The 13,593-nt window shown below is 72.4% G+C and carries 9 protein-coding genes and 1 pseudogene; 8 read left to right on the top strand and 2 right to left on the bottom strand.

Annotated elements, in window-relative coordinates; genetic code table 11:
* Positions 1-4 precede the first annotated feature (4 nt).
* The 8 genes and pseudogenes from pucL to ACQUQD_RS08890 all read left to right on the top strand — a co-directional run bounded on the left by pucL (position 5) and on the right by ACQUQD_RS08890 (position 10,255).
* Positions 5-940 (top strand): factor-independent urate hydroxylase, encoded by a 936-nt coding sequence (pucL, locus tag ACQUQD_RS08925; RefSeq protein ID WP_428951493.1) that lies wholly within the window; start codon positions 5-7, stop codon positions 938-940.
* 84 nt (positions 941-1,024) lie between these two features.
* The gene (locus tag ACQUQD_RS08920) at positions 1,025-2,443 is read left to right on the top strand and encodes a nucleobase:cation symporter-2 family protein (RefSeq protein ID WP_428951492.1); all 1,419 of its coding nucleotides are present in this window, start codon (positions 1,025-1,027) and stop codon (positions 2,441-2,443) included.
* 45 nt (positions 2,444-2,488) lie between these two features.
* A complete protein-coding gene (locus ACQUQD_RS08915; protein WP_428951491.1) occupies positions 2,489-3,874 on the top strand; it encodes an 8-oxoguanine deaminase in 1,386 nt (461 codons plus the stop codon).
* Between the two features lie 239 nt (positions 3,875-4,113).
* The gene (locus tag ACQUQD_RS08910; RefSeq protein WP_428951490.1) at positions 4,114-5,574 is read left to right on the top strand and encodes a nucleobase:cation symporter-2 family protein; all 1,461 of its coding nucleotides are present in this window, start codon (positions 4,114-4,116) and stop codon (positions 5,572-5,574) included.
* 92 nt (positions 5,575-5,666) lie between these two features.
* Positions 5,667-6,024: pseudogene (locus ACQUQD_RS08905) on the top strand (hypothetical protein).
* A 98-nt stretch (positions 6,025-6,122) separates the two neighbouring features.
* The gene (locus ACQUQD_RS08900; protein ID WP_428951489.1) at positions 6,123-7,535 is read left to right on the top strand and encodes a hypothetical protein; all 1,413 of its coding nucleotides are present in this window, start codon (positions 6,123-6,125) and stop codon (positions 7,533-7,535) included.
* 108 nt (positions 7,536-7,643) lie between these two features.
* The gene (locus tag ACQUQD_RS08895) at positions 7,644-8,915 is read left to right on the top strand and encodes an AAA family ATPase (protein WP_428951488.1); all 1,272 of its coding nucleotides are present in this window, start codon (positions 7,644-7,646) and stop codon (positions 8,913-8,915) included.
* Complete coding sequence (locus tag ACQUQD_RS08890) at positions 8,912-10,255, top strand: vWA domain-containing protein (RefSeq protein ID WP_428951487.1); 1,344 nt, start codon at positions 8,912-8,914, stop codon at positions 10,253-10,255. Before ACQUQD_RS08895 ends, ACQUQD_RS08890 begins: the two co-directional genes overlap by 4 nt.
* 72 nt (positions 10,256-10,327) lie before the next feature.
* Here the strand turns inward: ACQUQD_RS08890 and ACQUQD_RS08885 are convergent, their stop codons facing one another.
* Both ACQUQD_RS08885 and ACQUQD_RS08880 read right to left on the bottom strand, forming a co-directional pair.
* Positions 10,328-11,158 (bottom strand): chitosanase, encoded by an 831-nt coding sequence (locus ACQUQD_RS08885; RefSeq protein WP_428951486.1) that lies wholly within the window; start codon positions 11,156-11,158, stop codon positions 10,328-10,330.
* Positions 11,159-11,287: 129 nt separating this feature from the next.
* Positions 11,288-13,477, bottom strand: a complete 2,190-nt coding sequence (locus ACQUQD_RS08880; protein WP_428951485.1) for an alpha-N-acetylglucosaminidase — start codon at positions 13,475-13,477, stop codon at positions 11,288-11,290.
* Positions 13,478-13,593: the final 116 nt, after the last annotated feature.

The following is a 13,593-nucleotide window of genomic DNA, read 5'->3' as shown; positions in this document are numbered from 1 at the left end:
AGACATGCCTACGATTCTGGGTTCGAACCAGTACGGCAAGGCGGAGAACCGCGTTGTCAAGATCACGCGGGACGGCGACACCCACCACGTCAAGGACCTGAACGTCTCGGTCGCCCTCTCCGGTGACCTCGACGACGTTCACCTCACCGGGTCGAACGCCAACTGCCTGCCGACCGACACCACCAAGAACACCTGCTTCGCCTTCGCCAAGGAAGTCGGCATCGAGTCCGCCGAGCAGTACGGCATCGCTCTCGCCCGGCACTTCGTCGACAGCCAGCCGTCCATCCACCGGGCGCGCATCCGCATCGAGGAGTACTCCTGGGAGCGCATCGCCGGCTCCGACGCGGGCTCCAACTTCATCGGCGCCGACGAGGTCCAGCACTCCTTCGTCCGCAAGGGCCAGGAGACGCGCCTGGTGCAGGTCACGTACGACGGCGAGAAGTTCGAAGTCCTGTCCGGGCTCAAGGACCTGACCGTGATGAACACCACGAACTCCGAGTTCTGGGGCTACATCAAGGACAAGTACACGACGCTCCAGGAGGACTACGACCGCATCCTCGCCACGTCCCTGTCGACGTGGTGGCGGCACAGCTGGACGGGCGAGAACGACCAGCGCACGCCCCACTGGAACAAGTCGTACGAGCAGGCCAAGAAGCACATCCTCCAGGCCTTCGTCGAGACGTACTCGCTCTCGCTGCAGCAGACCCTCTTCCAGATGGGTTCGCGCGTCATCAACAACCGCAGCGAGATCGACGAGATCCGCTTCTCCGCCCCGAACAAGCACCACTTCCGCCAGGACCTGTCGCCCTTCGGCCTGGACAACGAGGCGAAGGACGGTGCCGTGTACTGGGCCGCCGACCGCCCCTACGGCCTGATCGAGGCCACGATCCTGCGGGACGGCGCCGAGCAGCGCATCCCGGTCGACATGACCAACCTCTGACGCCTCGTGCGTAGTTGACGCGGTCGCGCACCCCCGTCCACCCGCAGTCGGCGGGGGTGCGCCGCACCGGAGGGAACATAAGCAATGGCAGTGCCAGCAAAGGGGCCGGCAAAAGCTGAGGGCCCGTGTTCTGATTCGACCGGCCCATCGGAGAGCACCGAAGCGGTGCACCCGGTGGACGAAAAGCTCCACGTCTCGCGGCTCGTCCCCGCCGCACTCCAGCACATCGCCGCCATGTACGCGGGCGTCGTCACCCCTCCGCTCATCATCGGCCAGGCCGTCCGCCTGGACACCGCGGGCCAGACCCGGCTGATCGCCGCGTCCCTGCTCATCGCGGGCGTGGCCACCCTGCTCCAGACCCTCGGCGTCAAGGGCTTCGTCGGCAACCGGCTGCCCTTCGTCAACGCCGCCTCCTCGGCCGGCATCGCACCGATGCTCGCGATCGCCGAGACCAACGCCAGAGGCGACCAACTCCCCGCCATCTACGGGGCGGTGATGGTCGCGGGCGTCTTCTGCCTCGCCATCGGCCCGTTCTTCGGCCGGCTCCTGCGCTTCTTCCCGCCGCTGGTCACCGGCGTCGTCATCACCCTGATCGGCGTGACCCTGATGCCCGTGCCCGTCGGCTGGGCCCAGGGCGGCGACAAGACCGCCGCCGACTACGGCGACATGCGCTATCTCGCGCTCGCCGCGTTCACCCTCGTCGTGATCCTGCTGATCCAGCGCTTCGGCAAGGGCTTCGTCAAGCAAGTCGCCCTGCTCTTCGGCCTGTTGATCGGCACACTCGCCGCGATCCCGTTCGGCATGGCGGACTTCAGCTCCATCAAGTCCGCGCCCGTGGCCGCGCTCCCGACGCCGTTCGCCTTCGGCACACCGGAGTTCCAGCCCGCCGCCATCATCTCGCTCTGCCTCGTCATGCTCGTCCTGATGACCGAGTCGTCGGCCGGCATGCTCGCCATCGGCGAGATCTGCGAACGCGACTGCACCGGGAAGACCATCACGCGCGGCCTGCGCACCGACGGCATCGCCACCTTCATCGGGCCGGTCTTCGGCGGCTTCCCGACCTCGGCCTTCGCGCAGAACGTCGGCGTCGTCTCCCTGACCAAGGTGCGCAGCCGCTACGTCGTCGCCGTCGCGGGCGGCGCCCTCCTCGTCCTCGGCATCTTCCCGATGCTCGGCGCGGTCGTCTCCCTGGTCCCCATGCCGGTCCTGGGCGGCGCGGGCATCGTCCTGTTCGGCTCCATCGCCGTCAGCGGCATCCGCACCCTCTCCGAAGCGGGCCTCGACGACAGCTCCAACATCATCCTGGTGGCCGTCTCGCTCGGCGCGGGCATCATCCCGCTGGCCGCGCCCACCTTCTACGCCGACTTCCCCGCCTGGGCGCAGACCGTGCTCGGCTCCGGCATCAGCGCCGGCGCGCTCGTCGCCGTCTCGCTGAACCTCTTCTTCCACCATCTCGGCACCCGCGGCAGCGCCAACGCCGCCGCGGCACTCAAATCCTCCTAGGGTCCTGCCGTGCCCAATCGCCACTCACGAAATGAAGGAAGCACCATGGCACCTTCTACGGCAGACCGCATCGTCATCGAGAACGTCGCCATCGCGACGGTCGACGCGAACGACACCGAGTACGCCTCCGGGTACATCGTCGTCGCGGGCAACAAGATCGAGTCCATCGGCGCGGGCAAGGCGCCCGAGGGCCTGGAGAACGTCGTGCGCCGCATCGACGGCACCGGCCACCTCGCCACGCCCGGCCTGGTCAACACGCACCACCACTTCTACCAGTGGATCACCCGGGGCCTGGCCACGGACCACAACCTGTTCAACTGGCTGGTGGCGCTGTACCCGACCTGGGCGCGCATCGACGAGCAGATGACGTACGCGGCGGCGCAGGGCTCCCTCGCGATGATGGCCCGCGGCGGCGTCACCACCGCCATGGACCACCACTACGTGTTCCCGCAAGGGTCGGGCGACCTCTCCGGGTCGATCATCCGCGCCGCCTCCGAGATGGGCGTGCGCTTCACCCTGGCCCGCGGCTCCATGGACCGCAGCGAGAAGGACGGCGGCCTGCCGCCGGACTTCGCCGTCGAGACCCTCGAAGGCGCGCTCGCCGCGACCGAGGAGACGGTGAAGAAGCACCACGACTCCTCCTTCGACGCGATGACGCAGGTGGCCGTCGCCCCCTGTTCACCGTTCTCCGTATCCACCGAACTCCTCAAGCAGGGCGCCGAGTTGGCGCGCAGCCTGGGCGTACGGCTGCACACCCACGGCAGCGAGACGGTCGAGGAGGAGAAGTTCTGCCACGAGCTGTTCGGCATGGGCCCGACCGACTACTTCGAGTCGACGGGCTGGCTCGGCGAGGACGTGTGGATGGCGCACAGCGTCCACATGAACGACTCCGACATCGCCGCGTTCGGCCGGACGAAGACGGGCGTGGCCCACTGCCCGTCCTCCAACGCCCGCCTCGCGGCCGGCATCGCCCGCGTCCCCGACATGCTCGCCGCCGGTGTCCCGGTCGGCCTGGGCGTCGACGGCACCGCGTCGAACGAGTCGGGCGAGCTGCACACCGAGCTCCGCAACGCCCTGCTCATCAACCGCCTCGGCGCCCACCGCGAGGCCGCCCTGAACGCCCGTCAGGCCCTGCGCCTGGGCACGTACGGCGGCGCGCAGGTGCTCGGCCGCGCGACCCAGATCGGGTCGCTGGAGGCCGGCAAGCTCGCCGACCTGGTCCTGTGGAAGCTGGACACCCTGGCCCACTCGTCCATCGCCGACCCGGTCACCGCGCTCGTCTTCGGCGCGGCCGCCCCGGTCACCCTCTCCCTCGTCAACGGCAAGCCGGTCGTGGAGGACAGCCGCCTCCTGCATGTCGACGAGGACGCCATCGCCCGCTCCACGCGGGACGAGGCGCAGCGCCTGGCGCGGATCGCCGCGCAGGCGTAACACCCCCTGGAACTCCGGCCGGGGAGGACGGTCCCCGGCCGGACCCGAGCAGCCGAGCGGGCTGCTCGGGTGCCGCCCCGGAACGTGGCCCGAAGCTTCACGTTCCCGGGGCGGTCAGCACTGCCTGGGCGCACCACCACAACTCCATATCGAGTTCGACAGCACGACCTTGCACCACCTCCCAGAAGCGAAAAGTGCCGGCGGCTCGCCGGGGCTGGAAAACAACCGGAGGAGCCGCAGTGGCGACGAAGCCCAGGTTCACCAAGCAAGGCACCACCCCCGCCGAGTCCACCGAGGGCACCGCGGGGCACACCAAACATCCGGTCGACGAGACGCTGCCCCCGCTGAAGATGGCGACGACGGGTCTGCAGCACGTGGCGGCGATGTACGCGGGGGTGGTCGCACCCCCGCTGATCGTCGGCGCGTACATAGGCCTCTCGGCGAAGGAACTCACCTTCCTCACCGGCGCCTGCCTCTTCACGGCGGGTCTCGCGACCTTCCTCCAGACGCTCGGCATCTGGAAGATCGGCGCCCGGCTGCCCTTCGTGAACGGTGTGACGTTCGCGGGCGTGGCCCCGATGCTCGCCGTCGTCGACTCGACGAAGGACAAGGACGACGCGCTCCCGATCATCTTCGGGGCGGTGATCGTCGCGGGCGTCCTCGGATTCATCGCGGCCCCCTTCTTCTCGAAGGCGATCCGTTTCTTCCCGCCGGTCGTCACCGGCACCGTCATCACGCTCATCGGCATCTCCCTGATGCCGGTCGCGTTCGGCTGGGCACAGGGCCCCGACGCCAAGGCGTCGGACTACGGCTCCATGAAGAACCTGGCCCTCGCCGGCGTGACCCTCGTGATCGTGCTGCTGCTGCGCCGGTTCACGACCGGGTTCGTCAAGCAGATCGCGGTCCTGCTCGGCCTGGTCATCGGCACCGTCGTCGCGATCCCCTTCGGTGTCACCGACTTCTCGCCGATCGGCGACGCGGACGTCGTCGGCTTCCCGACCCCGTTCCACTTCGGCGCACCGCAGTTCGCCGGAGCGGCCATCGTCTCGATGATCGTCGTCATGGTCGTGTCGATGACGGAGTCGACGGCCGACATGCTGGCGCTCGGCGAGATCGTCGACCGCCCGGCCGACGAGAAGACGATCGCGGCCGGCCTGCGCGCCGACACCCTCGGCACGGCGATCAGCCCGGTCTTCAACGGCTTCATGTGCAGCGCCTTCGCCCAGAACATCGGCCTGGTGGCGATGACGAAGATCCGCAGCCGGTTCGTGGTCGCGGTCGGCGGCGGCTTCCTCGTCCTGATGGGTCTGTGCCCGATGGCCGCGTCGCTGATCGCGGTCGTGCCCCGCCCGGTGCTCGGCGGCGCGGGCGTCGTGCTCTTCGGATCGGTCGCGGCCAGCGGCATCCAGACCCTGGTCAAGGCGGGCCTGGACAAGGACAACAACGTCCTCATCGTCGCGGTCTCGCTCGCCGTGGGCCTGATCCCCATCGCGGCGCCGGAGTTCTACCACGCCTTCCCGGAGCGCGCGAAGATCATCCTGGACTCGGGTATCTCGACGGGCTGTGTCGCGGCCGTCCTCCTCAACCTCGTCTTCAACCACATCGGGCGGGGCAGGGAAGCGGACGACGTGACGGCGCCGATGGAGTCCGGCGGGGCCATCGCCGACCAGCGGAGGAGCTCCGCGGCCGGGGTCCACTGACGGCCGGCCGCATCGGGTGCGGCGGGTGCCGGAGCGGGGGAAGACCGACCGCATGGCTCCGACACCCCCCCGACCCGACGACGCCGCACCCGATGCCCGGCCAGAAGCGCGTGGTCCTCCTCAAGCCGCTGATCACCGCGGACCTCGTCGAGGTGGGCGAGTTCGGCCACGACGTGTGGTGCGGCAACGGCGTCACCGTGATGCCGGGCGTCACCATCGGGCACGGAGCCGTCGTGGCGACCGGCTTTGTGGTCACGGACGACATCCCGCCGTACGCGATCGGCGGCGGCAACCCGGCACGCGTCATCCGCTCCCGCCTCGAGCCGGACACGGTCCGCCGGCTCCTCGAACTCGCCTGTTGGGACCGACCGTTGGGCCACATCACCCGGCACGTGAGGGGGGATCATGGCGGGCTCGGCCGAAGCCCTGGAGAAGGCGGCGCCCCGATAAGTGGACTGACAGATCGGCATCGGCGTGGTTACGATGCGCGCGATGAAGACTTCCTCCTCGTACGGAACGGGGGACTCGTTCGTGCAAGGTGAGTGCTGATGGCACATCACTTCGCGAACGGGATTCCGACCCGCCTGTTGATGTGGCAGCGCGTACGCGAGTACGCCGTGCCACCGTCCATGATCGAGACCGCGGCCGCGCGACGTGCGGCCGGTGACTGGGCGGGGGCCTGCGCCGCCGCCCGCGTCGACGTCGACCTCGATCTGCGCGCCGTGCGCGACCGGTACGGCACCGATCTCGCCCACCGCCTCCGGGCGGATCTGCGCCGCCTCGCGCCCGATCTGCTCCGCTGGCACATGCCCCGGATCGCCCCCGACGGGCGGCTCCGCCCCGGCCTCACCCTCACCCTGGCCCGCTACCCGGGCTCCGGCGCCACGCCGCCGCACCTGGTGGTGCGGACACCGCCGGCCAGGGCGGACGCCGGGCAGCGCATGTCCCTGGCTCTGTGGGAGGGGCCCGGGAACGGCGCCCCCGGACACCATCCGCACCCGCATCCCGACCGCCGGTTCCGCCTCGACCTGCACCGGCATCTCTGGGACGGCGAGCGCAGCTCCGAACTGGCCCTGCGGTGCGGGGCCGATCAAGCGCCGCGGGTTGTGCCGGACCGGTTCGACGGGACCGACTCCCCCTGGGCGCAGGCGCGTTGGGCCGCCGAGGCCGACCTGCTGCTGCGGGACGCCGGGCGCCCGCGCGGCGCGTTCACCGTGCGGCTCGCAGCGCGCAGCCGCGCTGTCCTCGAACTGGCCGCTCCGGACGACAGCCACGCCCCGGTCCTCCGGCCGCTGCACGAGGCGCTGCCCGCACAGGAGGTCGCGGCGCTTCCGGTGCTGCCGGAGGCGGCGGCCCGCATCCTCCCGGACCTGGAGCTGCTGCGGGCCGGCCTCGTCCCGGCCGGTCGGCTGCATCCGCTCGTCGCCGCGGCGCTGCCGACACCCCGCGCGGCGGCGGCCTCCACCGTCGTGGCGCGGCCCGGCGATCCGCACCGCGTCGAGTGCCGTGGCGAGGTCCACCGGATCGCGCTGCGGGACGGGACACTGACGGCGATCGACCACGACCCGGACCAACTGCGCCGCGAGGAACTGCTGGTGGCGCTCGGCGGCCCGCCGCTGCCGTGCCTGCGGGCGATCGACGCGGTGCACCGCAGCCCCGAGGCGCTGCCCGCGGTCCGGGAGCGGCTCGGCCACGGCGACGTCACCGGGGCGCTGGCCGTCATCGAGGGGCTGCTCGGTCCCGGCGCCGTCCTGCGCGACGGACCGCTCCTGGCGGCACTGGAGTCGGCCGTGGCCCGCCGGGTCGACCACGGACTCTTCCGCGCGGGCCTGTCGCACGCCGAGCACCCCGCGGCGGACACGCAGGCCGGCCGCCGGCCCCGGCTGGGACGCCACACGCCCCTCTCGGCGCGCCACAAGCGCGTCAGCCGCAGCCGCCCCCGCACCACTCTCTACCCCTGACCGGCCCCCCCGGCCGCCCCTCTCCTCCTCGTACGGCTCTGTACGTGCCGCACACCTTCACGCCCTCAGGGACGCGCTCGTCCCCCTGCCTCTCCCCAGGTGATGCCCATGACGCCCAGCACTCTCCTGCCCCTGCCCGCCGACGCACCCGCGCTCGACCACCAACTCGCTGTCGCCGACGACCTGTTGACGCTCCTTCGGACGACGACCACCGAGCCGCGCCCCGACGAGCAGCTCGAAGCGCTCACCCTGGCCGTCGCGGCCGACCTGCCCGTGCTGCTCTGGGGCGAGCCGGGCATCGGCAAGACCGCGGCCCTGACCCAGCTCGCCGCCTCCCTCGACCTCCCGCTGACGACCGTGATCGCCAGCGTCCACGAGCCGACCGACTTCTCCGGGCTGCCCATCGTGGGCGACGACCCGGCGACGCAGGGGGTGCCGATGGCGCCGCCGCAGTGGGCCGTGGAGCTGGTGCGGGCCGGGCGGGGGCTGCTCTTCCTCGACGAACTCTCCACCGCCACCCCGGCCGTCCAGGCCGCCCTGCTCCGGGTCGTCCTGGAGCGCCGCGTCGGCGCGCTCCAACTGCCGCCGGACGTACGGATCGTGGCCGCCGCCAACCCGCGCGCCTCCGCGGCGGACGGCTGGGAGCTGAGCCCGCCGCTGGCCAACCGGTTCGTCCACCTGTACTGGGTGCACGACCGGGACGTGGTGGTGCGCGGCCTGGGCGGTGTCTGGCCCCGCGCCGAGCTGCCCCGGCTGGCGCCCGAACGGATGCCGGAGGCGGTGGCGTTCGCCCGGCGCGCGGTCTGCGGTTTCCTCGCGGCCCGGCCGACGCTGATCCACCGGCTGCCGAGCAGTGAGACCCGACGCGGCGGGGCCTGGCCCTCGCCCCGCAGCTGGGAAGCAGCGCTGACCCTGCTGGCCTTCGGTACGGCCGCCGCCGTCTCCCGGGACGTGCTCGCGCTGCTGGTGCGGGGCGCGGTGGGGGACGGGCCGGGGCTCGAACTCCTCGCCCACCTGGACCGCATGGACCTGCCCGACCCGGAGTCCCTCCTCGCCGATCCGGCCGCCGCCGAGCTGCCGGAGCGGGGCGACCTGCGGCAGGCGGCGCTGGAGGCGGTGGTGGCCGCCGTCGGCGCCCGCCCGGTACGGGAGCGCTGGGACGCGGGCTGGGCCGTACTGGTCCGGGCCCTGGAGACCGGCGCCCCCGATCTGCTGGTCGGCCCGGCCACGGCGCTGGCCGGGCTGCGGCGCGACGACTGGGAGGTGCCCGACGCCGTGGAACGGCTGGCCGGCGTGATCGGCCTCGCCCGGCGCGCCGACCGCTCGGTGGCACGGGCCGAGGCGGCCACCGCGGGCCGGCCCGCGCAGGCACGCCGATGACGGGGACCACGAAACGCCCGCAGGCGCGCCCGCTGCCCCGCCCGATGGCGCCGCCCCCGCCGCCGCGCCCGGTGCGCGGTCCGCTGCGGCAGCCCCCGACCGGCCGGACAGACGGTCCGCGACTGCCGCTGGACAGGGAGAAGCTGCTGGCCGCACGCCTGCACGCGGTGAAGGTCCGCCCCTACCTCGCCGACGCGCTCTTCGCCCTGAGCGTGGTGGAGGACCGGTCGGTGCCCACGATGGCGGTCGACGCGTACTGGCGCTGCTACGTCTCGCCCGGCTTCGTGGAGCGCACCCCCGTCGAGGACCTGGCGGGCGTCTGGGTGCACGAGGTCTCCCATCTGCTGCGCGATCACCACGGACGCGGCGCGCGCTACGCCCGCGAGCACGAGGAGTACGGGCCGGGCGAGCGGCTGCGGCGCAACATCGCCGCCGACTTCGAGATCAACGACGACATCTACGGCGACGGTCTGCCCCGGCCCGCGGGGGTGGTGCTGCCGTCCCTGCTCGGGCTGTCCGACGGGCTGCTGATGGAGGAGTACCTGCGGACGTCGTCGATGTCCGGACTCGCCGCGGATCTGGCCTGGCTGGACTGCGGCGGGGGAGCCGACGGGCACGACCGGCCGTGGGAGCTCGGCCCCGACGGGGCGCACGGCCTGACCCGGCAACAGCGGGACGCGGTCCGTTTCCGGGTCGCCGAGGGGATCAAGGGGCGGCCGGGCAGCGCGCCCGCGGGCTGGCAGCGCTGGGCGGACGAGGCGTTCCATCCGCCGCAGCCGTGGCGGCAGTTGCTCGGGTCCGCGCTCCGTTCGGCGGCCGGCGCGCCGGGCGTGGGCGAGAACCACAGCTACCGGCGCCCGTCGCGGCGCTCGGCCGGTGTCCCCAGCGTGCTGCTGCCGAGTCTGCGCCGCACGCCGCCCCGGGTCTGCGTCGTGATCGACACCTCCGGGTCGGTCAGCGACGCCGAGCTGGGCGGCGCGCTTCTGGAGGTGGCGGCGATCGCGCGGGCGGTGGGCGGGCGGCGCGACCTCGTCTCGGTGATCTCCTGCGACGCGGCGGCCGGGGTCGCCGTGCCGCTGTGCCGCGCCGAGAACATGGCGCTGATGGGCGGCGGTGGGACGGATCTGCGCTCCGGCTTCGCCCGCGCCCTGCGCGCCCGGCCACGGCCCGACGTGATCGTCGCCCTGACGGACGGTCAGACACCGTGGCCCTCCGTGCAGCCGCCCTGCCGCACCGTCGTCGGACTCTTCCCGCGCCCCGCCCGGGCGGCGGACGAGGAGAACCCCGACTACGTCCCGGACACGCCGCCGCCCTGGGCGCGGGTCGTCACGATCGGCTGATGGCGGACCGGTCGACGCGCGGCCCGTTCGGGGTGAGCAGGTCCCGAACGGGCGTCAGCCGCAGGGGTGTTGTCACCCGATGTGGTAACTGTCCCCGTACACCTTCCAGTCCAGCGGCGGGTCCAGGTCCAGGTTCCCCTTCTGCAGGAACACGCGCTGAGCGGTGTCGACGCGGCTGGTGTCGCTGTGTGCCTCCTCCTGCTTCATGGCCCACACCCGCGCGTCGAGGAAGGCGTTGAGCCAGCTGACCTCGTCGCCGCCCTGGGACGGTGGCTTCGCCTGGCCGAGGGCGCGCTGACGGATGCTGCGGAAGCTCGTGGGGTCGGAGCCGTCGCCGTGCATCACGATGGCGTCGTAGTACGTGAACTGGCCGAGCGTACCGACCCCGTCGGACCGGCCCTGCCGGACCGCCGGGTCGAAGTAGACCCGGTCGCGCTCGTCGTTCTGCGCCTGCTGGAAGGCGCTGTCCTGCGCGGCCCGCTCCCAGTCCGCCGGGAAGCCCGGGTCGAGGCCGTCGTGCGAGTCGCTGCCGTCGACCTCGCGCAGCGCGGGGAGGTACTTGGCGAGGACGTTGCCGGGCTCGCGCTCGGTGTACAGCTCGACGAGGTCCAGCATGTCGCCGGTGCCCGAGCAGAATCCGATGATGCCGGCGGTGTAGCCGCGGCCGTCGCCGATGTCCTCGATGTACCGGTACTGGGCCTTCCAGTCGAGCGAGGAGTTCTCCGCGCTCGACACCAGCTTCATGGCGATCTCTTTCTTCGCCGGATCGTCGAGGCCGCTCGCGGCGGCCGGGACGGGAGCGGCGCCGGCGAGCTGTGTGGAGAGCAGCGGCGCCGCGACGACAGTGGCGCCGATGAAGGCGAGGAGTGTGCGACGGGAGGTGCGTATGTGGGGGGTGGACACGGGTCCTCCTAGAGGGAGTTCGTCGTTCCGTCGACTGTTAGGAAGGTTTCCTACCAGAGATTCGGGGTGACGTATACCCGTCAAGACAGCTTCGTGTGCACGCCGATCGGGACCCCGATGACGGGCGCTTCAGGCTCCGCGCAGGCGTTCGCGCACCTGAACAGCGACTTTGTACGTGTCCCCGGTGGGGCGGGCGGGGAGCGTGCCGGGATCGCGGACCCAGGCGTCCTCCAGCGCGAACCAGTCGACCGGACGGACCGGGCGCCGCTCGTCGAGCGCGGTGCGCAGCGCCTCGAAGTACGTGGCCCAGCGTCGCCGGTAGAGCCCGCCGACGAGCCCCGCCCACTCCCGGTTCGCGTAGTCGTGCAGCCCCGCCTCGGCCCCCGCGCGCGTCCCCCACACCGTCACCAGGGACAGCTGGTCGTACGCGAGACGCTCCCGCTCCGCGTCGTCGGAGCCCCAGGCGCGCGCGTCCGCTACCCAACGCCCCAGCAGATGCCGGGCGTCGGTGGCGAGCAGCCGCTCCAGGAGATCCATCAGGCCGAGCCACTCACGCGTCAGTCGGTCCAGGCCGGCCGCGTCTCCGGACCCGTACACATCCTTGATCCGGGGCAACAGCGTCCGGCTGCGGTTCGAGAGGGCCTGGCGCGCCACGTCGAGAAGATCCCCGCGGTACGCCGACGACTGCCGCAGTCCCGGCCGCACCGTCAGCAGGTGGTCCAGGGAACGCTCGAACTCGGCGGCGTCGTACCGCAGTTGCTTCGGTGACCAGGCCGCCGCGGACCGCGCCGTGAGAGAGGGGCGCGCCCCGAACAGGCCGTCCGCGCCCTCGGCCCAGCCATCGGCGCGCGTCGTGCCGTACGCGGTGCGGCGCAGCACGTCCCAGGCCGCGACGGCCCCGGCGTCGCGCGCGCCGTACCGTGCCACGGACCAGTCCTCGAACCACTCGCGCAGATCCAGCTGGCCGCCGCGCCAGGCGAGTTCGGAGAACAGCTCGAACGCCGCCGGGTTGTTGTCCGCCGCCTCCGGCAGCAGCGCCGTACCGCGCAGGGCGCCGCCGGGCCGGGTCCGCCAGCGGTCGTAGAGCTCGGCCCAGTCACGGGTGTTGGCGCCGAGCGTCGTGTGGCCGCCGAAGTTCCAGATGGAGCCGAACGCATACGGAGTGCCGTCCCAGTCGGCGTCGCGGTCCGTCACCGTCGGGAAGCGGTCGGAGATACCGTCGACGACGAGCATGCGGCGCTTGTCGACGGCGTTCACGATCTCCTCGGGCGGGTTGTCGCGCCAGCCGAGGATCACCCAGAGCGCCTCCGGGTGCGCGGCGCGCAGGGCCTTCTCGACTCCGCGCGCCGCGTCGGCGACCGGCACGTCACCGGCCCGGCCGCCCTCGTGCAGCAGATCCATCTTGAAGAGCCGGGCCGGACCGAACATCTCCTCCTGCGCTCGGTAGAAGGCGGCCGCAACCCGCGCGAAGTGCGGGCCGCGCGGATCCAGCCAGTCCGGCCGCCGGTACCCGCACCAGTCGCCCTGCGCCACCATGTGCGCACCGGAGTTGCGCTCCGCGAACCCCGGCGGCACCGTCCCGTAGTAGCCGGGCAGCACCGGCTCCATCCCCAACTCCCTGATCCGGTCGGCGATCCGGCGCCCGAGACGGGCCCGTGCCGCGAGCAGACCGGCCGGCACGGGATCGCCGGCCGGGCCCGCCATGTTCTGCAGCAGCCACCACGGCTGATGCGCGGGGAAGGGAATCCACTGCCGCAACTCCCCGTCCGCATAGCCGAATCCGGCCATCACCCGGTGGTACAGGGCGTCCGCGCCGACGTACACCAGTACCTCGTTGAAGCCGTGCAGGGCGAGCACGTCCAGCTCCCGCTCCCAGTACGCCCAGTCGTGGTACGCGCCCGTGTAGCCGTCGTTGGTGTCGTTCAGGACGAAGCGGTGCGGGACGTTCGCGCGGCCGGTGAGCGGACGTGACGGCGCGGGCAGCCGGTCGGGAAGGTTCAGCTGCTCGCCCGCCCAGGAGATGTTGGCGTGCGCCACCTGCTTCAAGTGCTGCCGCAGTCCCGCCAGTTGCACGGCAGGGGAGGTGCCCGCGATCCGGATGCGGCCGGGGTGCCCGTCGACGCGGAAGCCGTCGCGCGCACCGGTCAGCGGACGGAAGTCCAACTGGTCCGCGTGGCGGCCGAGGAGTCTGCGCGCGGCCGCCGCCGCGGCGTGCGGAGCGGGCGGCGCGGCATCCGCACGGTCGGCGGAGGCGTCGGTGCACGACACCGCGGCCGATCCGGCGAGCGCGGTCAGGAACGTACGGCGGGCCAGGGGCATGGTGCGTGCATACCCGACCCGGCGGCGCGGAGCGTGACGCCGCGCCAACGGCGTGGGTGGCGGACATGAACGCGGGGTGCGGACGGCGGAGTGCCGGCCCCGGTGGACCGGGGCGG

It is taken from the genome of Streptomyces sp. cg35 (genome assembly GCF_050410835.1).
Taxonomy (GTDB): domain Bacteria; phylum Actinomycetota; class Actinomycetes; order Streptomycetales; family Streptomycetaceae; genus Streptomyces.
Note: the sequence above shows the minus strand (reverse complement) of the source record. Positions and strands in the feature narration are given on the sequence as shown.

Bases quoted from the DNA above. Each gene is read 5' to 3' on its own strand.
- ACQUQD_RS08895 (WP_428951488.1), top strand. From the start codon at position 7,644: ATGACGCCCAGCACTCTCCTGCCCCTGCCCGCCGACGCACCCGCGCTC.
- ACQUQD_RS08915 (WP_428951491.1), top strand. From the start codon at position 2,489: ATGGCACCTTCTACGGCAGACCGCATCGTCATCGAGAACGTCGCCATC.
- ACQUQD_RS08890 (WP_428951487.1), top strand. From the start codon at position 8,912: ATGACGGGGACCACGAAACGCCCGCAGGCGCGCCCGCTGCCCCGCCCG.
- ACQUQD_RS08880 (WP_428951485.1), bottom strand. From the start codon at position 13,477: ATGCCCCTGGCCCGCCGTACGTTCCTGACCGCGCTCGCCGGATCGGCC.
- pucL (WP_428951493.1), top strand. From the start codon at position 5: ATGCCTACGATTCTGGGTTCGAACCAGTACGGCAAGGCGGAGAACCGC.
- ACQUQD_RS08920 (WP_428951492.1), top strand. From the start codon at position 1,025: ATGGCAGTGCCAGCAAAGGGGCCGGCAAAAGCTGAGGGCCCGTGTTCT.
- ACQUQD_RS08900 (WP_428951489.1), top strand. From the start codon at position 6,123: ATGGCACATCACTTCGCGAACGGGATTCCGACCCGCCTGTTGATGTGG.